General features: G+C 39.2%; 15 protein-coding genes. 2 read left to right on the top strand and 13 right to left on the bottom strand.

Annotated features, from left to right (window positions below; translation table 11 throughout):
- Positions 1-4 precede the first annotated feature (4 nt).
- The 6 genes from AC4PHM_RS14595 to AC4PHM_RS14570 all read right to left on the bottom strand — a co-directional run bounded on the left by AC4PHM_RS14595 (position 5) and on the right by AC4PHM_RS14570 (position 13,050).
- The gene (locus tag AC4PHM_RS14595; protein ID WP_492018465.1) at positions 5-3,424 is read right to left on the bottom strand and encodes a helicase-related protein; all 3,420 of its coding nucleotides are present in this window, start codon (positions 3,422-3,424) and stop codon (positions 5-7) included.
- The gene (locus tag AC4PHM_RS14590) at positions 3,421-5,160 is read right to left on the bottom strand and encodes a DEAD/DEAH box helicase (protein ID WP_492018464.1); all 1,740 of its coding nucleotides are present in this window, start codon (positions 5,158-5,160) and stop codon (positions 3,421-3,423) included. The genes AC4PHM_RS14595 and AC4PHM_RS14590 overlap by 4 nt, the downstream gene beginning before the upstream one ends.
- 10 nt (positions 5,161-5,170) lie before the next feature.
- Positions 5,171-7,753, bottom strand: coding sequence for a DrmE family protein (locus AC4PHM_RS14585; protein WP_492018463.1), 2,583 nt, complete (start codon positions 7,751-7,753; stop codon positions 5,171-5,173).
- A 19-nt stretch (positions 7,754-7,772) separates the two neighbouring features.
- Positions 7,773-9,809 carry an AIPR family protein gene (locus AC4PHM_RS14580; RefSeq protein WP_492018462.1) on the bottom strand — a complete coding sequence of 679 codons (2,037 nt, stop codon included), beginning with the start codon at positions 9,807-9,809 and terminating at the stop codon, positions 7,773-7,775.
- A complete protein-coding gene (locus AC4PHM_RS14575; protein WP_492018461.1) occupies positions 9,802-11,076 on the bottom strand; it encodes a DNA cytosine methyltransferase in 1,275 nt (424 codons plus the stop codon). The genes AC4PHM_RS14580 and AC4PHM_RS14575 overlap by 8 nt, the downstream gene beginning before the upstream one ends.
- 1,719 nt (positions 11,077-12,795) lie before the next feature.
- Positions 12,796-13,050, bottom strand: coding sequence for an AbrB/MazE/SpoVT family DNA-binding domain-containing protein (locus AC4PHM_RS14570; protein WP_492018460.1), 255 nt, complete (start codon positions 13,048-13,050; stop codon positions 12,796-12,798).
- Between the two features lie 165 nt (positions 13,051-13,215).
- Between AC4PHM_RS14570 and AC4PHM_RS14565 the strand changes: the two genes are divergently transcribed.
- Together AC4PHM_RS14565 and AC4PHM_RS14560 are read left to right on the top strand one after the other, a co-directional pair.
- The gene (locus AC4PHM_RS14565; RefSeq protein WP_492018459.1) at positions 13,216-14,415 is read left to right on the top strand and encodes a hypothetical protein; all 1,200 of its coding nucleotides are present in this window, start codon (positions 13,216-13,218) and stop codon (positions 14,413-14,415) included.
- A gap of 29 nt (positions 14,416-14,444) precedes the next feature.
- A complete protein-coding gene (locus tag AC4PHM_RS14560; protein WP_492018458.1) occupies positions 14,445-15,647 on the top strand; it encodes a DNA cytosine methyltransferase in 1,203 nt (400 codons plus the stop codon).
- Between the two features lie 360 nt (positions 15,648-16,007).
- Here the strand turns inward: AC4PHM_RS14560 and AC4PHM_RS14555 are convergent, their stop codons facing one another.
- From AC4PHM_RS14555 to AC4PHM_RS14525, 7 genes are all read right to left on the bottom strand, one after another.
- Positions 16,008-18,020, bottom strand: a complete 2,013-nt coding sequence (locus tag AC4PHM_RS14555; RefSeq protein ID WP_492018457.1) for a hypothetical protein — start codon at positions 18,018-18,020, stop codon at positions 16,008-16,010.
- On the bottom strand, positions 18,013-18,504 hold the full coding sequence (locus AC4PHM_RS14550) for a hypothetical protein (protein ID WP_492018456.1): 492 nt from the start codon (positions 18,502-18,504) through the stop codon (positions 18,013-18,015). The genes AC4PHM_RS14555 and AC4PHM_RS14550 overlap by 8 nt, the downstream gene beginning before the upstream one ends.
- Positions 18,501-19,442 (bottom strand): hypothetical protein, encoded by a 942-nt coding sequence (locus tag AC4PHM_RS14545; RefSeq protein WP_492018455.1) that lies wholly within the window; start codon positions 19,440-19,442, stop codon positions 18,501-18,503. The genes AC4PHM_RS14550 and AC4PHM_RS14545 overlap by 4 nt, the downstream gene beginning before the upstream one ends.
- A 4-nt stretch (positions 19,443-19,446) precedes the next feature.
- Positions 19,447-19,668 (bottom strand): hypothetical protein, encoded by a 222-nt coding sequence (locus AC4PHM_RS14540; RefSeq protein ID WP_492018454.1) that lies wholly within the window; start codon positions 19,666-19,668, stop codon positions 19,447-19,449.
- A gap of 229 nt (positions 19,669-19,897) precedes the next feature.
- Positions 19,898-20,284, bottom strand: coding sequence for a hypothetical protein (locus AC4PHM_RS14535; RefSeq protein ID WP_492018453.1), 387 nt, complete (start codon positions 20,282-20,284; stop codon positions 19,898-19,900).
- Positions 20,265-20,909, bottom strand: coding sequence for a peptidoglycan recognition protein family protein (locus AC4PHM_RS14530; protein ID WP_492018452.1), 645 nt, complete (start codon positions 20,907-20,909; stop codon positions 20,265-20,267). Before AC4PHM_RS14530 ends, AC4PHM_RS14535 begins: the two co-directional genes overlap by 20 nt.
- A 9-nt stretch (positions 20,910-20,918) precedes the next feature.
- Complete coding sequence (locus tag AC4PHM_RS14525; RefSeq protein WP_492018451.1) at positions 20,919-21,293, bottom strand: hypothetical protein; 375 nt, start codon at positions 21,291-21,293, stop codon at positions 20,919-20,921.
- Positions 21,294-21,325 lie beyond the last annotated feature (32 nt).

Below are 21,325 nucleotides of genomic sequence, written 5' to 3'. Positions count from 1 at the left end.
TTATTCAGTCCCCTTTTGCAAAATAGCGATTTTCAAGCACTTCAGCTTCGCAAGAGGCATCGACGCTACGCATCGATGTCGGTGTCTCTATGCCTTGCTCTCCCCAGATTTCATTCCTGTGACTTCCTGCTGCGAACATGAGCGGTACCGGATCCGCGTATGACAGGTCAGGATTCCACGCCGGCTCCCATTTCCGAGGATTCCAGTCTTTCCAAGAATCCATGATATCCTGCATTCTGGCGACAGTGGCATCAAATTCATCGCTATCGATATCATCCACTCTGTTCTCGATGATTGTCCGAACATGGTCATACAACTCATCGTCCGGGAGTTTTGGCGGATCCTGGTTATAATTGCTGTCTCTCATTAAACGCATCATACCTATCATGATCGCGTGCAATGCACGCTTCCTCACAGGTGCTGAGAACGGCGTCACGCTGGTGGGTTCGACATTGCAATATATCCGAGAATGATAAGACTTGAAGTGCTCATAGTGTGATTTATCCCTCGGACGTCCGGGTCGGTACTGTACGAACACAACGCCCGGCGCATCCTTCCCATTACGTCCAACGCGGCTGGTAGCTTGGATATACTCGGAAGTCGTTTTGGGCTGCCCTGCTACAGTCATCAATCCCAGTCTGGTGACATCAAGACCTACAGATATCATATTGGTCGCAAGACAGATATCAATCGGCAACTCCTTGGCCTTTCCAGTAGTATCCGTTTCGGGAGGGTAAGAGATACTTAGATTCCCCAAGCTGGCTGTCACTTCACTTCCAGAAATTCGGCTGGTAAGTTCTTCGTCACGCCAGATGTAACGTCGACTATTTCGATAATCTTCCTTTGATGGATAGCGTTCGTGATCATGGCGCCGTTTGTACATGACATCAAGGTGCTGATCGATATCTGCCCTAATCCAAGTGGCGGCCTGTCCAAGTTCACGGATGCTGTTAAAATACCCCATATTTGTCCAATAAGGATCCCGGTCCGATTCACTTTCGACGAGCATTGCCTTTGCGCCGTAGAGCAGTGCGGAGAACAGGCGGATAGCAGTAGTTGTATCTGAAGAAGAACCCGTTGCCAGAACACCAACATACAGTCTGCCGTTGGCCACCTTATCTTCTTCCGCGAAAAATGAATCGCCTGCATCCAATCCGGAGGGCGGGAACTGGAATACATTGTCCCTACCACAACAGTATAGAGCGTGGCACTGCTCCTTTGCCCGGCTGATGGTTGCTGTGGAAGCAATGATCTTTGGTCTGATTTCTCCTGAAGGGGTTCTTGTTGTACACAATTCACTGATCATGGTTTCATAATGTCCAACCATGGAGCCCAAAGGCCCTGAGATGAGATGCAGCTCGTCTTGGATAATCAGATCTGGAGAGGATGTTTTTCTGCTGTTTTCATAGCCAAACAAGCTTTGTGCCTGTGGCCGGTATGGAAGCATGGCAAATTTGTCGACAGTGCCGAGCAATAGAGTAGGTGTTTCTTTATAGATAGCTTCATCAACGACATATAACGGCAGGTCAATACTTGAAAAGTTGCAATGACTGGCACGGCATCTGAATACGACACTGGCCTTCCGATGAGGCCCAATGACTTTTTTATAGCCAGCCACCTCCCACACCTTGCCGCGTTGTACCGGACCCATTTGGGCACCACACCACGGGCACTTCAACATTACGAATGGATTGTCCCCACCTGTGCGCACAAGTTCATCAAACCGTCTCACCGCACCCTTGGGGCCATCCATGGTATTAGGTGTAGTTGTCCCACCAACCCACAAACCAATTGTGATGCGAGACTCGCCGAACAAATCTTCGTGTTCCTTCCGAATCAGATCACATGCACAGATCATTGCAGACGCACGCTCGTACTGCTGTGCTGTCAGCAAGCGAAGTGTATATCTCATCAGGATGGATGTACCCTTGTCTTCTTTGTTGAGCAATCTTCTGATGAAAATCGTATAGGCAGAAAGACCTAGATAAGCTTCTGTCTTGCCACCACCAGTGGGAAACCAGATAAGTTCCACGATTCCTCGTTCACTACAATCCCTGTCATACATGGATCGAAGATTCATCAGAACGAATGCCAACTGAAACGGACGCCATTTACCATATTTGCTCTTATCTCCGTACCAAGTGCCCTCATCCGTAGCCACCGGCATAGGAACCGGATTTTTAAGACGGATGTCCATATTTCCATCATCTTCCCAGCGCTGCAGCGGTAGATTATAGTGTATTTGCTGCATCAGCATGGCAAGGTTCATAAATTGGAATGCAGTTCTGACGGTTTCATTCTGTTCAAGCAGTTCGACCCCTTTCTCCATTCTGGAAAGGCATGTTTCACAATTCGCGATATGTCTGTCCGCAGTTTCTATGTGCTCGGAGGCCAGTCCCTGTTTAATGGATTTTAAACCATTGATCCAGTCCCTGTATTTTTCACACATCGTACGCAACTCGGCCATAGTTTGACTAAAATCGCCATGTGGACTCATTTTGAGCATTTCAAGTGAAACGCCGTCTATTCTGCTTGGTACGATGGGTTTGAGTTCATATTTTGGAAATGTGGCTGTAGAAATCCAGCCGACTTTTCCGGGTGTATCATCCCAGTCGGCAGCGCAGCCATGACCAATCGCATAATTGTGAATATCACGATACAACATCTGATTGGACCGAAAGTCATCATCTTTCGTAATCCTCTGTCCTTCTGCCAAAGCGGAAAAACCCAGTTCCGAGTAAAGCCGGAATTTCGTCTGGAAGAAGCAATCATCGTCCTTCACTGAGGAGCCCTTGTTTGTTTTTGTATTCTCCAGTGTGAATGTATATATCTTACTATTCCCCAGCTGATAACGGTAGGTAACATCGAATTGCATGCCTGTCGTGTCCACGGGGATGTGCATCAGACTACTTTTGGAATCAGGAAGTGGAATTTCATTTCCTGCGTTTTCCCACTCTAATGCTGTTCTGGAATATGAAACATGCTCTCGTCCTGTCTCTGAGTCCACTACCTTTGTCGAGATGTATACACCTGCAGAAACCTTTACGCGGATTGAATCACCATCCTTGACAGCAATAGTCATGCTGATTGCCGACTGTCTGTAAGCATTGGACCTATTTATCAGTTCCTCTGCGTATTCCAGGAATTCTGAATTCTCCCCTCCTGATTTCTTTTCACACCCGACTCCTGTGTCGTACTCGTCGGGTGTACCAATGGGCTGAGATTCTCCTTCGCGCGTGTCCACATCAGTATCGGTCGTTTCTCTGGGATATAGAATTCCTGCGATGTAGCGAGTACGTGGCGGGTCCGTTACCAGGATTTCTTCTCCGTTTTCCTGTATAAGGCCGGGCCAATCGATAGGATCTGGACCAATGAATTCCCGCTCCACCATCTCAATTAGCTGACTTCGTCTAGTATCGCTCATTTGCATAACCTCCTTACCAAAAGGTCATCGTATTCTTTTGCGGCAGCCTCTGACTCGAAAATGTACAATCCAGAACGAGCCCTACTCAATCCTACATACATCAACTTGTTTGCAGAATAATTCTCAATATCCGTCAGGATGATTACCGTATTCTCAAGCCCCTTAAATGCCTGTATTGTGCAAAACGTCATGTTCAAGGTCTCCGGTATCCGGAACTCACGGATGTCATATCCTTCAATCATTGAAACAACTGAGTATTCGCGCTTTCGTGGAGAAAGGATTGTTATTTGTTCCGGATGGATGTGCGCGTCGGATAATTGTCGTAATAGACCATTTAGCTTATTGTGCTGCTCTTCCATTGACGCCCACGTGATATATTGAACTGGCGGGCCATCAATTCTGGTCCACAGATCGCTTGGCGCAGAAAAACCCGTGACGGTCTGAATCTCTTCGCAAATTGGTTTGGTGTTTCTGCAATTGATATGTAGTTTGAATCGAACAAAGGATGTGATATCTTCCAACTTTCCTTTTGGGTCAGACTCAGAAAGACCATCTGAAAAAATCGCCTGCATAGAGAAATCTCCAAACATGAACCAACGACCCCTAGTCAGGCCTCTTCGCAGGCACGCATCCATAATTTTCAAATAGTTGTTGCTTATCAGATCCTGAGCCTCGTCAACAATTATCTTTTCAAAGAGGCAGCCGATATCAACCAAAGCATCCAAAGCAGCCCCCGGCAAAATTTCCTGATAATAGTGCTGAACGTCATCTCGATCGCTAGGATAGACAGGGGTTTTACCCACCTGTCTGCAAACCTGCGTCATAAACCTATGAAACGTGCCAACAAACGCAGGTCGTAATTCTTCAGGCATTTCAGAGAAATATCCCGCCAGCCAATCTGCAAGGTTTGAATTGAAGCAAAACAGTGCTGCTTTTTCCCCGCGTGCGGCTGACTTCTTGACTTCCTCGATCGCAATAAGCGTTTTACCTGTGCCCGCAGGCCCCTGAATAAGACATCGGGGATTATCGTCCAATTGGTCCAAGCAGCGATACTGTTCTTTAGTCAAAGTCACCAACGCATCATCGGCATTCCTTAACTGGGCGCTAATGGCGACAGCGCAGTCAAAATCGCCTCTCAGGATTGACGCAAGGCAACAAACATCGGCTTTCTCTGGTAATCGTGACAAATCTAATTTGCCATACGCGGTTTCCCATTTATCCCTTGCCCCTACGGCAAGGCGCTCAATATATCTTTTTACATTTATGCCGTCGTTGGCGTCAAAGACCTGCCATTGTTCCTCATCTACGCCAGATGCTGTGTATTCGATGTCTGGAAACATGACACCGTACCCAAAAAGAACATCCGAAAGATGCTGATTGATGCCGTCAAGGCGGCCCTTCATTGCGGAAACAATGCTGAAAACACCTTCCTTTGCCTGATCAAATGGACCACGGATCTTGCTGTCGATCTTGTCATATCTATCTGTAAAGTACCAAACGCCATCCTGTCGTCTTACACGACCGCCCTTCACTTCAAGCGCAAATATACCAAGTTTTGGAGCCATCACAAAGAAATCGACTTCACTATAAATGACTCTGTTATGCGTTGCAATCCCCAAAGAATGAAGAACAATCCAGTCTTCGGTTCCCGGAGCAGACTTGAACCATTCAAATATTCTACGCTCAGCGGATGATTTCACTTCCGGGGATATTACCGAGGGTATCATTAAGGCCATGGGATATCTCCTATTCGTCAATCAGTCGGTTGGTATCTGCAATGTCAACGATCACTGGAGTACCGATGTCGATAATCTTCAAGATTCGTACTGTTCCAATACCATCAACATACATCTCAATCGGATCCCAAATGTTGAATGGGTCAATATCATCACACGCTTTGAGTGACTCGACGATTCTGCCTCTCAATTGTGCGGACAATGCACGGCCTGCCTGAACATGAGTACTTTTTATGGTTTGGGCCGCTTCATATATCTGATCCAACAATTCTTTTAATACATCGCTCCCAGTGACTTCAGCAATTAAAGCCAAATCCTCCTTGCTCTGAGGGGCAATCACATCATCCTGCAGCCACCCCCGTACAGTAGCGTAACCCTTTGTACATCCTGCTTGTTGAAGGCGGTGGTAGATTTCCTCCGCAGAATGGAAAACCTGCTCAATCTCCAATGCCTCTTTCCATTTGGTTGCAAGGCCCCGCAGCTCGGGCTTTCCGGAACGTTCCAAGATGATATCCGCCATTTCCCTTATTAAGTCATGGTCACTTTCACGTACAACAACAAAATCACCTATCTTCAAATTGCCAGGCAGAACGCTGTCAATCTTGTCTGCATCATTGTTAATGATATTACTGACAGAGATGACTTTGTGCCCTGAACGGTAAAATGCAAGATACCCACCGGCATAGTTCACTGGAATGGCTTCCGTGATTTCGTTCTCATTACGATTTTCATCTCGAACTAAATATTGCCGATACTTGTTTTCACGGAGTACAACCTCGATCTCGGTCAATTCGTCTGTCTCAGGTATATCTCTTTTTTCAGGAGTTTCACTTGTAAATCTGAAGGTGGAAATCTGTAACTTGTCAGTGGAAAATGAGCGATCTATGATTCTTTTATTCTCAACACTGTCCATTGCAGCATTCCACTTGGAAGTGTCGTAACCTTTCCACCTTTTTTCATAATCATAGAGCAACACATTGTATTCCGGTGTATTGAAGCAATACAGGATTTTTCGCATAATGGCTCTCTTTAGCCAGCCTACGACAACCACTGCAGAAAATTGACAGCATTGCGCTGAATGATACTCTACTGGATAGTGTACGTATATCTGAGTAATTATCCTCTTTGTACGACACCATGTCTGCCAATATTCCTGAACGCGCTTCCTATCTGACCCCTCGGGAACGATGATACACAGACTTCGGTACTTTTCACTATGCAAACGGTTGGCAAGTACATCATGCTTTGGGAAAGAGTAGCCTTTTACGAAGACCATTTTCAGGCATGAAATAACAATAGAATAATCCTCATATGTTGCTGGAGCCAAGTAATTCATTTCATTTGACAGCAGCGTACTGCAATCTGCAAGAATATGGTGCTTCTCTGTCAATTCTTCATCTGAATATGGAACCGTTTCCCGAAGTGCTGTGAAAGCCAGTCTGAACAGCCTGTCAGACAGCATCATCACTTCTGAAGACAATCCTTTTGACTCGTTCCTGTGCAAATACAGTTTTTTGATTGAAGTGGATATTTCATTCCCGTCTGCTGTCAGGTATTCAACCTTTTGTTTCGCACAGTTTTTGATTTTACAGTCCGAAGAAAGCATAGAAACGTCGTATAGACTCTCAGTAATACTGCTTTGATCCCATCTCCAGACACTGAACTGTCGGTCGATGAACGGTTGAAAATCAAAAGAATTTGCAATATCGGCAACACAAGTGATCGGGACTCCCAACCGCTTAATGGCATCGAGAGCATCAAGCTGAGACAGGAGGGTGTTTGTATTCGAAGCATCTATAATGACAGACTGAATTGGATGATTTTTCTCTGCCAAAGCGACGATTGAGTACAAGTCCGATGCTAACACAATCGCTGGTGTCCCATCCAGCTGTCCGGCACAGATATTTTGAATATTTCCTTCATAATTTGCATGACTCACCATAATGATGTCATTGACCTGCTGCCCGCACAGCTTGCAACCCGCAATGAGCTCCTTTGTGTTGATAATGGCAGTCATATACACAATAGAGCTATTCATGTGTGTCTTATAGTCTGCCAGCATCTGCAGTGATTTTTCCTCTATTGTCATGTTTTGCATCCGTTGCCGGGCTTCCTTTTTAGCTTCGACAAAATGAAAATTCTTGCTCAATTTCCGGTGGGTGTTGATTTTTTGGAACAGCGGAAAATAATCGATTGGGGCACTGTCTGTTAAGTCTTCTGCCAATCGAATTTTCATGTATTTCTTGCCGTCTCTTTCCTCTGTACCGACAAACTCAACAATTGCCTTGCCGAATTTCAGTCGTTCACCTGGAGAAAATGTATCGGGGTCATAAGTACTACCAATCCTACCTTCGGAAATGTTGTGCAGTAACATTGTGAGAGTAAAAATATAAGCGGATTGAATCCGCTCTGGGAATACGATTATATTGCAGTTTCCTTGGCATTCCTGCATTCTATCCAGCATCAAAATACTGGCTTTGATTATTGGAGGAACACCGACCGACCTCTTTCCGTCACTAAATGAAAAACGGACTCCATCAAAGCTGCTTTCGCAGGATAACACCTGATCTATATACTCACTCCATTCCAACATGAGCACCCCCTCGATCCATTCAGATGCTGAAACCTTTCTCGAAAGCGGATTCATATACTTTGATTGCTTGTATTGCCTGTTTTATACTTGGCTTTGCCCCTCTTCCAATGAGGCCGCCCACAGAAAAAAGCAAGCTGCGCTGCCATGGTTGGAAATTGCCGGTTTCCTTTGCCCATCTGGATAAAGCAAACCATGTTTCAGCTGGAATCATAGCCACACTTTCAATAAGTTCCCGCTCCTCATTAGTCAAGGAGTTGATACTGCTAGTGGGTAGCGGGGCTGTAGTGGGTCTTGTCACTGAAATCAATTCTGCCTGAAGTGCAGCACTGATTTCATAATGATGACTTCGAACCGCATGCCAGCACTTTTCCTTCTTACACCATTCACCAACGTTTGAGCCCCCCGGTGTATTCACAATCAATAGCTGTACAAATTTTGATATCTTCACTATCTCCTGTTCAAGTGCAGGACTCAAACCCTGCTCTCTCCAGATCTGCTCCAGATTTATCCGCTGGGCTGTCTTGAATGAAAGATAAGCTATCGTATATGTCACGATATTCGCCCTATATCCACCAAACTGCTGCTTTTGAACCAGTTTTTCTGTTTGACGAAACAGTATGGCTTTTGCAATCAGATGACGATAGTATTCCTCATTTGGCAACACACATTTCCGTTCGCTCAGCCGCACTGTGAAGCGGCGGAAATTCTTCTGTGCACCTTCACTTACATGGTAAGGGAGCTGATCCCATGTGTTTTCATATTTGGCCAGGTCAGTCTTTGTGAACAGAGGGTGCGTATCCTTATAATTCTTTTTGCGTGAAGCCGTGGACTCATTGGATAGCATATCTGCGTACTGCCCACGGGCGCGCTCATAAAACCAGTTCCGAGGTCTCTCGCCTCCTTGAGCTGGCGTCCATATTGTTCTGGACAACTCCTCAATGCGTCTGTGAAATGGATCATTGGCTGAGAAATCAGCTACTTGGATCTTATTTTGTGTATTTGCAAATGTGGAGATCCTGGGAACAATCTCATCCATATTCTCAGAAGCATGAATTACAGAGATCTTCATCTGTACATAAACCTGCGACAGATCCACTGTGTTTCTTCTGTCATTCTTTGAATTGAAAATGGATGCCGTAGTCTGTCCACCGTTGACAATCTGCATATCACGAATCCGACTTATTGATGGTTTCCCATTTTCGTCACGAATTATCGTCACACTCTCTGCTGTTACAGAAATGCCGTTGTTATACGCCAAGAACATATCAGGTTCATCTCTCAATGTATCGCGAATCCCCTTGTTGACGGCTCCTTTCACCTGAAGAAAAGACCGGACATTCCTTTCCAGCAGCCGGTCCCTGAATTCATGATACAGAGAAGCCAGTAGGTCACCGTTTATGATCGCTAGATAAACACTGTGTTTACTACTTGAAATGTTTTCAATGCAAGGAATCGTCGTTTGAAACTTCTCTTCAAAATCAATTTCAATCGTTTCACGCATCTTGCCAGAAGTCACACAACGATGAAGACGATCGATGTCCCATATTGAAAAACTGACCTCAGCTCCATTTATGGTGATATTTTTGAATGGAATGGACTTAACAAGACCGTTGGTAATAGCGCAGATCCGAACTGTCTTAATGGAACTTTTATTCTTATGCAACGTAATTGCAAACTCATACGTATCGTTGTCCTTCTGGAACGATGTGTACAAATCATTGATCGCTTTATGATACAATTGAACAGCACGTTTGATTGCTGCATCAATTTCAGTCTGAGATACAGATCTTGGAATTTCGCTGTCCAAATAAATACTCACAATAATATCAGCAGCATCCATTTCCTCCGAAATTGAATATGCATTCATTTGCAAGCCATGACTTCTGAAAGGGCAGATAATCGGATCAATAAACTCTCCAGCTTCCTCTAGATAACCCAACATTACAGCAGTAAGAAAATCTTCAGTTGTCCATCCGCTGGTTTCCTTGTCTGCAGCAAACAGGACTTCTTCCTGAAAATTTCGATAGAATTCGTTGAGTGTCAAGTTCTTAGCCATTTTCCTCGTCCTCTGTCAATTTTTTTAGCAGAGCTTTTGCAATGCAATGTGCAAGACATACCGGTACGGCATTGCCAATTTGCTTGTATGCTAGTGTTCGGGATGGAACACCTTTTATTGACTCGAAATAGAAGTTATCAGGAAACGTTTGAATTCTCGCTGCTTCGCGGGGAGTCAAGGACCGGTTTTGCGCAATATCTGGATGAATGAAATAGTGACCATCACGTGCAATATGAGCAACTATGGTCTGAGATCGGGGCAAATCGCCAGCGACAACCTTAAATCTGTCCAAGAAAGAGATTGTATTCTGGTGTGTCTGTAGTCTTTCTGGAAGATCTGTATATGATACTCTAGTCTTGTCTCGATTCCACGCCTCAACTACTAATCGATAGATTTCAAGATCCCGCTCTGTATGTGGCCTTGCTTCATGCAACGTAATAGGTTGAGCATCAAATTCTTTAATGCCAGACTCGTAAAGATACTTACCGCTGTACGGCAAAGTTTGTATAGGCCTAGCAGACCCTTGTCCTGCCTGTACAGGAGGTAGATCATTCAGTACTTCATTAACGGTATATGTGTTTATTACTTTGTTGATTTCCGGATATCCGTCATCGCAATCATTTCGGGCCCCGATGAGGATAACCCGTTTTCGATTTTGAAGGACTCCATAATCCGATGCATTTAAAATTCGATAATCAGTTGAGTAGCCGTACTCTCTGAAAAGAACACGCATATTTTCAAAATGCAATGTCCCATCTTCATCTTTGGCTGAAAGCAAGCCCAAAACATTCTCAAAAACAAAATACTTCGGCTTATACTTCTTAAGAAACTCTGCATAGAGTCTATATAGATAATTCCGCTGATCACCGACCATCCTGTTTTCAGACCTAGATCTTCCAGCTATCGAATACGCCTGACAAGGTGGACCTCCGATTATCACATCCAGCTTTTCATCGTTTAACTGCTTATCTATATCATCAAAAATCATCGGTAAGGATTCCATTGAAATTTCATAATTCAGAACCGAGTCCAATACATTTTGTGGAATCTTGCTGTAAAATTCGTCCCTTGAAATGGTTCCATTCAGGTATCTTGTGTAATGTTCCAACTGTTTTTCTTTTTTTAACCAATGATATGCTGCTCTTGTTTTCAAAGTATAGCATGCTGCTATATCCGTCTCCACGTGTACAATAGACTCAAAGCCCCCACGTACAAAGCCCTCTGATAAGCCTCCTGCTCCAGCAAATAGGTCAAGGTAATTAGGCATAATTCCACCTCGTCTTTTCAATATATAAATACTAAGTAAATTTAAACAATTTCATAACAAATCGCTCAAAGAAGATCGGTATCGAAGAAACCTCCGAAAAGCTACTATTTAGTTGAGAATAGCATAAATTCAATCGCTACAAGCGTTGGAAATTCTATGTTTAGAATTCTAAAAATTACCTATTTCAAGAAATGAAGACTTTTTATGAGTTATCTCAAGCACCGCCGTGGTAACAAGGAAAGTAGATTGACAATTTAATTATACCTGAATTTTTCTAAAAAACTGTCGACGTCCAAATTTTGTAAATTGCAGAACTCAATTTTTTTCTCCGATACGACGGTCTGTGTAAGAACCGCAAGTTATCAACAATTAACTTTTTACACAAAACCCACACCCGATACAATTTATGGAATACCGACATTAAAATAGCTTTAAAGGTTTGAGATATCCCGTATCTGGCACGATCTTCAGAACGCCGACACTCATTTGATTTGAAAATTATGATAATGCTATTCTTCTGAAAAAAACATCTTCTTCAACATTATTCAAGGTGACAGCATCGCACGTGATAGCTATTTAGTTTACTCAAACTAAAGCAACTCGTTTAGTCATACTGATCACATACTATTCGACCATTTACTAATAATAAAAGTATAGCATAAATTTTGGGAATATATCCTTCTTTCCACATCTACATTTACATAGTTTTATTTTCTGACACAAACAAAGCACCATTCCACTGATTGATACCGAATCAAACAAAGGATACCTTTAAATTGATCAATTATCTAATCGAATACTCAACAGTTGATTACCTTCATTTATTGCATCAAATTGTTTGCTCCAATCATCACTAAATAATCCGATATCTGTCATCTAATACTTTAACGATATCAACTCACCTATCATTCCTTAACTCATCAATAATATAGTGCAATCAATTATATTTGTACTTACTCAACAATTCCATTTATGACATCCAATACAATTCACCATTTTCAGAAAGCTGGTGTTAAACAATTCTAAAAAAGCGAGTAATCACACTGTTTTAATAAAACAAATTCATAATCTTTATTCATCTTACCAAGTACAATAAAGAAATTGATCTACAATTCAATCCTAACACCCAATATCCAATCTATGGCTCTTGAGATCGGAATGGTGGCTCTAAATCATCGGAACAACTATTCCGCGATATCAGAGCCAGCTAATCTCTGAAACAGAGCCACAAAGGACGGTTCACATACATCGGGATTATGGCTCAAATCCTCTTGAATAACTCATATCTATCATATCGACAAAAGTACCCTCTCGTTAGAGTTACAATCCCTCGGATGCTGCTTTTGCTCACACTTTTGGTTTCCCAACACCTGTTTTAATCTATAATCCCTCCACCACACCAAATCAGCAAATTCCGCTCAGCGGCATCCTTCGTGAGTGACCCCACCAGGCCTTCGGCCTGGTGTTTTTTATGCCCGCAGGGCATAAAAAAAGCAGGGCGCGCATGCGCGCCCTGCGGGTCACTCCCACTCAACTGCTATAAAATTATCGCAGTTTCTATAGGTTGATATTGCTACATTTCTTATTATAATTATTACTATTATCTTTCATAAAACGAGGCTTTATGAATTCTGTGTATCATCCACGTATCACATTATTAAATACCCTATAAACGTTAAAGGAGCAGGGATTCGAAGAATCCCCACCCCAACTATTGACTTAGAGCCCATTAAATTCATGTTTAACGAATTCAATACAAGATGAGCATATCCATTTGCCTCGATAATTCTTTGTATGATCCATGCTTCCACATAGAACACAATGTGGCTCATACTTACGAAGAATAATAGTTTTTCCTTCTGTAAAAATTTCCAATGCATCTTTTTCTTGAATTTCAAATACAGATCTCAGTTCACTTGGAATTACGACACGGCCTAGTGGATCTATTCTGCGTACAATGCCAGTCGATTTCAAATTACCACTCCTTTATCCATTATACTTAGATTTTACGGAACCAAATAATGGAAGTCAATGGTAATTCTGTTGCTTTTAAAATAATCTTCTTTGAAATTCTTACAATTATAATATTTAATGTTATACTAAAATGGTTAATCTATCCAAATAAAGCAGAGAGGTGTTATGATGCCATACAAAGTTGAACAAATTACAGCAAATGGATTGATTGTTGAGGATTTCGATGAAGTGATCAGCCAAAAATCAAAAAATCAGATTGTAATTAACCAGCTACTTAAATCAAATGCAACTGTTAATATAATTAATATAAGTGGCAGAGAAGTGGTCACAGCAAACCTGAATGGGAAAAACTTCGCATTTTTAATAAAGCAAGTTACTTATTTAGGAAAGCCTCACTTTAAATACAAGAAGAGAATTCAAATATCAAACCATTGGCCAGAACTGTTCAATATACTCATTAGAAACTTTAATGTACTTTTCATTGGTATATATAAGTACAAAGATAATATTATCTTTGTCGATTTTGAGCCTGATAATTATGTCCAAAAAGCTGCCAATAATTCTGCAGCACATATCCATTCCATAGATTTACATACTGCAACTACAAATAAGATTCATGCAAAATTTGACAAAAACAATAATAAAATCACGTGCGTTCATGCTAAGTATTTTGTTGAATATCTCAAAGATAAAGAATCATTCATAAATAATTCAAAACATGAGATCATAAAAAATATCGATATATTTAATAGATCTTTCCATTTCAATAAGCATTTAGATGGTTTTGATGTATACAATGAGATGTTACAAAACAAATTCAATTACGCTCTTCAACCAGAATGGCCCGGCTTTTACATAGAATATAAATATAATGAATTTATAAATAACAACAATTTAGACAATATCATGAAATATACACAATACAACACTTCGGGTAATATCAATCAGCAATTTGATCTATGGTCAGAAAAATACAATTTTTCATTGGATTTAAAAGCAAGTGATCTCAAATACAACGAAATAATTCTAAATGATCAAGAAAATATCATGAATTCATTATCAGATTGTGATAAATTATGGTATATAGTCTATCAACATGAAACGACTAAAGATTCACTACTAGACTTCAAAACAACTGTTCATTGGAATATATTATTAAACAAAAAGGATTTGATGAGTTATCATTCAAAAATGAAAGGTTCAGTTAATTTCAAAAATATGTTTATACTCGAAATCAATAAATTCAACTATGAATATCTCCTTGTTGATTTCAATCAAGGAAAAAATTCAGACGGCAAGGATAGAAAACCAAAATTTAAAGTATCAAAAAAACATATTGATAATTACATTTTATACAAATATTGAAAACTGATAGAAATAGCGAGGTTAATCAAATGAATAAAAATAGTTTTAAATTTATAGATCTATGTGCTGGAATTGGAGGCTTTCATCAAGCATTGGTTCAGTTTGGTGGCACATGCGTTTATGCAGCTGAAATTGATAGTTTCGCTATCTCTACTTACAAAGAAAACTACGGTATTGACCCATCTAACGATATTACTTCATTAGAACCTCGTGATATTCCTGAATATGATGTCTTATGCGCAGGTTTTCCTTGTCAGTCATTTTCTAAAGCCGGTGGGCAAGCTGGATTTCAAGATACCCGTGGAACGCTTTTTTTTGACATCGCCAGAATTATTTCTGTAACACATCCAAAATTTGTCTTTCTTGAAAATGTAAGAAACTTAGCTAGTCACGATCAAGGAAACACATGGAAAGTCATACGTCACGCACTTGAAGATTTGGGATACTTTGTACCTGAAAAACCATTTATTATGTCCCCCCTTGAACTAGGTATTCCTCAGTCACGCGACAGAGTACTTATCCCATGTGTCAGAAAGGATTTATCAAACCAACCTTATGATCTTAAGATACCAAAAAGGCAGAAAACTTCTATATACACGATCCTCGATCAACATGCCGATAAGAAATACGATATTTCCGAGTATGAAAAGTATGCCATTCATGTTTGGGATGAATTTATACAAGGTGTTCAAGAAAAAGTCATAGGATTTCCAATTTGGTCTGATTTCTTTACGAATGAAAATCTAGATCTTTCAGAATTGCCAGCATGGAAAGTTCAATTTATTGAAAAAAATCAAACTCTTTACAGAAACAATAAGCAATTTATTGATTCATGGAGAGATAAGTATAATTATTTGAACGATCTAAAACCAACAGACCGAAAGTTTGAATGGCAGATGGGGAGCAATTATACGAGTGTATATGAGGGTATTATTCAATTTAGACCATCGGGCATAAGAGTTAAAAAGCCAGATTTTTTACCTGCACTTGTAGCGATGGTACACACACCTATAGTGGGTAAATATCTCCGGAGAATAACACCTCATGAGTGCGCTAGATTGCAAAGTTTTCCAGAAGACTTCATAATATCATCCAATGAGAAACAAGCATATAAGCAGTTTGGAAATTCTGTTAATGTTAATGTAGTTAAATATGTGTTTGAGAATACAATATACAACACATTGATGAGCAATAAAAAAAACGAAAGTTATTCAACCAACGAGGCAAGTTAATACACTTAATACAAAAGACGTGAAATTGCAAATTATGCATTTCACGTCTTTTTGAATAATTCGAAGTAAAATCATCATCGTAAGAATCTCAGCAGCGGTCAATAGCCTCATAGAGCGTTGAGACACTGACCTTAATCTCCATGATGCTAATCTGTGAATTCAGTCAATATATAATGGCGATGCTCAAGCGTGAGCTGGTGATGCTCAACCGCGAATCAGTAATGCCCTGACCGCGAAATAATCATAAAACCCTCAATTTTGAGGGTTTTACATCATACTCATAGTTAAATTAAAACAAAAGATAACATTATAATGATTTGATTTGCTATTGAATCAGCAAATATAAATCATTATTTTTGATTAATTTATTAGATATTCATCATAATGTAATCTAGTATAGTCATTATCATTTAGATCATCAAACAGCGTGTCATTCTCCAATTTATATAAAACAAATACTTGAATGTCCTTGCTTAATTTTACCAATTCATTTAAAAATAATTTTGCACTACTTAAATCAGTGCTTTGTTGTGCAGGTTCATCTAATACTAAAAAACCAAAACAATTACCATATTTGATAGCTATTTTCTGAATTGCATTTATATATGCCCACATGATCCTTATGGTGTCACTTGCCGAAGAATCTATATGCAAATTGAATCCTTCAACTTCAGGCAAGTAAGTATAGTCATCAATTTTTATATTATCAATATTTGTCGATTCAAAATTTATCATTTTAAGTACTTTTCTGAATTCTTTTTTCAGTCCATTTAGAATATCTCGATCTCTATCTGTAATAAAATCTTTTGGAAGCTCTAATAAAGCTGCCTTGTCTTTGCTCCACTTAGTACCGATTTCTCTAAGTAATTCCCAATATTCATCCGAATCTTGTATAAGTGAATGTATACTGTTCTTTTCAATTTCAAGATCAACAATTTTTTTAATATAACTTTGAGAGATAGCTTTATTATTTGATATTAAATCTGATTTTACATATCGTATTCTATCAGAAATCTCAGACACCCGTTCCTCATGTTTTTCTAAAAACATCTTTAATGTATTGACCTTTAGTTGCTGAGCATCTCGTGAAAACTCAAGCATTTCTTTCTCACTTTTTAGGTGTAATATCGACTCTTCAATATTCATGAATTTTATTTTACCGTTTTGCTCAAACAATGTGTCATCAACTTCTTGTCCACAAGTTGGACATTTTGATTCGCTAATTTTTAAATCTTCAACAGATCCAAGTTTAACTAATTTTGCTAAATCTTTGTTTTCCAAAAGGTCTTTATTTACATATTCCAATCTTTTCAAAATAGATTCTAATTGATCATTTTCCAACATATAATCTTCCAGTGCTTCTTGCTTCTTAAGTGAAAAATCATTCATAAGTTCACTCAATTCATTTAATTCATTATTAATCTCTTTACTTCTGTTTTCAATTGTTGGTTCTTTTTGATTATTGAGCTCATTTATTTTTGATTCTATTGTTAACAAATAATCTGAAATAGTAATCATATTCTCTTGATCTTTACTTTTGACAAGTTGATATTTCTCATTATCCAAGATTATGTGCGGACTATGATTTAATTCCAAAAACCTAATATCATTATGATTCTTACTTCCTGTTAGAAGTTTGTTCAGTTGTAAAGTCCATTCATTTTCGGATTCTTTAAGCTTCATTTTTCTTAAATTGTACTCTTTTTCTGTTTCTATGACAGATAGTCCCATGACAAATTCCAAAACTCTTCTTTTAGCATCTTTTATTTTGTAATTGGGCAATGTGAATAAAACTTCTGTCCAACCTTTCTTTTGTTCGATATAAAAACAGGATGCCAAAGTTTGAAGATATAATAAGGTAGTTTTACCATCATATGTATTTACTTCAGGTAAATTAATACCAATAAATTCAGACAAATAATTATGAAAACCTCTTATATTTTTGGCAGCACCAGGATCATGGACAAAATAATCGACACCATTAGTTATATTTTTTATAACATCTTCGAGTTTATTTTGAAATACACTCACTAACTTTGGATCACGACCGTTGTGTTTTGGGCTTCGTTGAATAGTAATTATTTCACCATTATTATTCTCAATTTCAAGAAAAATGTCAGATTGAAGTACGTTATGTTCCTTGTCATCTTTCTTGACTTTTGATCGCAACACAGGCTTAAGAGCTTTTTCGTTTTTATAACCTAATAATTCTTCGAGTCCTAAGCAAAAGAGTATTGATTCTCCAATGGTGCTTTTCCCCTTTGTATTATGATAAGAAGTTATAACATTCAATCCTTTTGAAAATTTACTTTGGTATTGCAACACGTCATTTTCAATAATAATCCGAATGAACAGTTCATTCATTTTAATCATACTTCCAACCTTTCTCAAGGAACTTTACTAGTTTAGAATTTGAAAGTTTATTGCCAATTCTGCCCAACTGGATCTTTTCATTCTTAAGTAAACTTTCATTTTTAACAATTTCTTCAAGGATTTTTATGCCTTTATCAGTAAGAACTATATTTCCGTTTGAAGTGATATATGTTACCAACTCTTCATTACAATAACGAATCGCTTTGGTCACAAGTGGATTGTAGTTCCAATTATTCACAAATCCGATTTCGTTTTGTTTAAGAAGATACTCTGTTCTCTTAAAAACTTTTTCATCATCTAATATAGATGAGAGAAACTGGATTTTTAGAATTGAGCACCCTTTTTGTTTTGAAGTTAGTCCAATAATAAGAACCACTCTACATAGTTGATAAATTATCCGATATTTATAGCCAATATGTAATGGTTTATTAGTAAATGAAATATCTTGAATTAGCTCATTTACAACACAACTATGTATTTTCATAATTCACCACCAAAGTCCAAAGGACATAACATCAACCACTCAGCGATCACTTTTCTCGACAATTGTTCAATTCCAGCTGTCTCAAAATACTCACCTAGTTCTTCAATAAGCCTTTGTGTCAATTCCTTCTGAATTTGACTAAATAATTCATTTTTAGATAATGGTGAAATTAAGCACTTCATTTCAACCTCTTCACCCTGAGCTTGTTGAATCCGATTGAATTTCCCATATTGTTCCGGGAATCTATCTTCAAGTTTATTCAGCACTTTCAATCCACGTTGATAAAAAAGTATATAACTTTCGACGATTTTCTTAATGCTTTCTTCTTTCTCATTTCCATCTAAATTCTGTGATGAAATTAAACTACTTATTTTTCTTGTTAAATTTTTTATATGATTAGACTCACATTTACTCCAATCAATTTCGTATTGAGTATTGACTGTAATATCCATTTTTAACTTCATTAGATTCATATGCCTTGTGAGCCCTTCAATGAAATCAGTATATTCTTTTACAACAATTCTAAAATCAGGATGAATGTGATCCTCTTTTAATTTTCGATATTCTTCTTCTTTTTTTCTGCAATGGGCATGTAAAGTCTTATTTGTTACTTCCGGTGTAATGAAATGCCATTCGGTTATAAGTTGATTACCCATTGCCTCAACAATTTCTTTCTTTCTATCAATCAATTTTTTCAAATCTTTGGTAATCTTATCACGTTGATTACTGTAAAGATCGCTGGAATTGTATTGCTTATCAGGACAGTATGCTTGAAATACTTTCCCGGTCTTAAGAGTAAATCCTTCTATCCCTCCATCGCCATTCACGACTGCTGGCATTTTTTGATAAAGCTCTTGTTCGTATTTATCTTTTAAACATCTTTGAATTAGTTCTTCCCATGAATCACCATCAAAAATTCCAATATCTACTGTATACATTCCTTTACCACCTTATAATCAGAATGTCATCTATTTTAATATATCTTTTTTTACTAACTTCCGTACTAATTGAACTTTTAGTAACATAAGTTGTTAATCCTGTATTAATATATCTGACTTGGATGGTTTCAGTTATTTCATCAACAAATAATACATCAACTTTCTCTCTGTCGATATACAGTTGTTTAAATGAAATTATTGCTTCTTTAATTGCATTAATTGTCATTGTTTCACCATCCATATTACTCAATATCAAATTTGTTTAGTTTAATATTACCAAATTTTCATAATGGCTACACTTCTTTTATCAAAAAAATGAAGATTTTGATTGACACTCAACAAAATCTTCGTTTTAAACATATGCTTTAAATCAAATTGAAATAGAATTTCACGCGATAATTAGTTAGATAGAAAGAAAGAACTAAATTGAAGGTTTCAATTTGGCGATTATAGTTTTAATTTGTTTTCGATACATAAAATTCGATCTTATTATCAAGCCACTCATCGACATCGCAGTAAAGTTCCTCTAATGTTTGGCGCGTCGCAGTGCCCATGATCACTATTGCTTTGCGTTTTGACTCCTCAAATGCGAGCTGTTTTGTTTTATCGTTCCACCCGTCTGTACCCTTGATCGTCGAGACCAGTGTTTGATAGGTCGATATGACCGCGGTCTGTACGGCGTCCTCCGCGATCTCCAGATATTTGTGCTTTCTCTGGTCATTGACTATGGATCTCAGATAAGCAGCTCCGGCCGCAATGGCCGCCGTGAGCAGCGGAACCAGGGCGATAACCACAGGGATGAGGACATTACTGGTGAGAACATTAAGCGTTTCCTGATTCATTTTTTCTTACCTCCTTCGCGTATCCAATAATGAGATACTCAAGATTTGGCGTCGTGTTTGCAACGATGTTGTTGTGCCAATATTCCGGGCTATTAATCCGCCCTGTCTTTTGAAGGTACTGAAGGTCAGCCAGTGCCTTTTGTTTTGATTCACTTATGGCCATTTTCTCACCTCTTAACTTAAGTGATTTCATTTCTTGAAGTGGGAAGTACATGCCTGGGCATGCAGTTGGTCGCCAATGTCGGTGACCATCGAAATTGTGGATTGTCGGGACTTTATACTTCAACCATTTGATAACTTCTACCCCTGCGTTAAACTGTACATCAGGCATTTCTTTGTCCTTGCCATCATAATCACCTTGGAATACGACACTTAACAAATGTCCGTTGTGATCTGCAGTGTGTGCCCCGAAGTTAAAACCTCTTCCTTCAATTACACGTCCATCCTTCATGACTAGCCATCCATACCCAAAGCCTGACCAGCCTCTCTTCAAATGTTCCAGGTGGGCTTCTTCCAAGCCCCACGTCGGGTGATCCATGTGGTGAAGAACCAGACCATCAATTTCATTAAGACGGTATGGTGACAGCGGCTTCGCCCATTTCAAATTATTTTTTATTATCTCCATATATCCTCCTTATAACGTCAGCTTAATTCCAGCCAAGGCTGCTGCAAAGAGCAGACCCCACTTCATGACTGTCACAAAATGCGGGATGATCTTATCCGCCAAACCGCTGTCCTTCAGAGATATTTGAATTCGCTCTATTGCAGCAAGCATTTCATCGCTAGAAACCCGATCCTTAATCTCAGCCTGCATTTCCTTGATGCTGAGTTTTATCTCCTCATTGGAGTTAATAAGCAGCTTCAAGTACACCCTCGTCTCAGAATCTGAATTCGATAATTTTGTATACTGCCTCTCAAGTTCCGTAACCCTGTCATCAAGGCGTTCTAGGGACTTTTCTTGTTTACAAGGATCCATCAGCCGACCTCCAATCGGTTTACTTGACTCCATTTTATCACCTCCTCGGGAGGAGGGATGCGATG

Source organism: Acidaminobacter sp. QWL-03, assembly GCF_058683855.1.
Note: the sequence above shows the minus strand (reverse complement) of the source record. Positions and strands in the feature narration are given on the sequence as shown.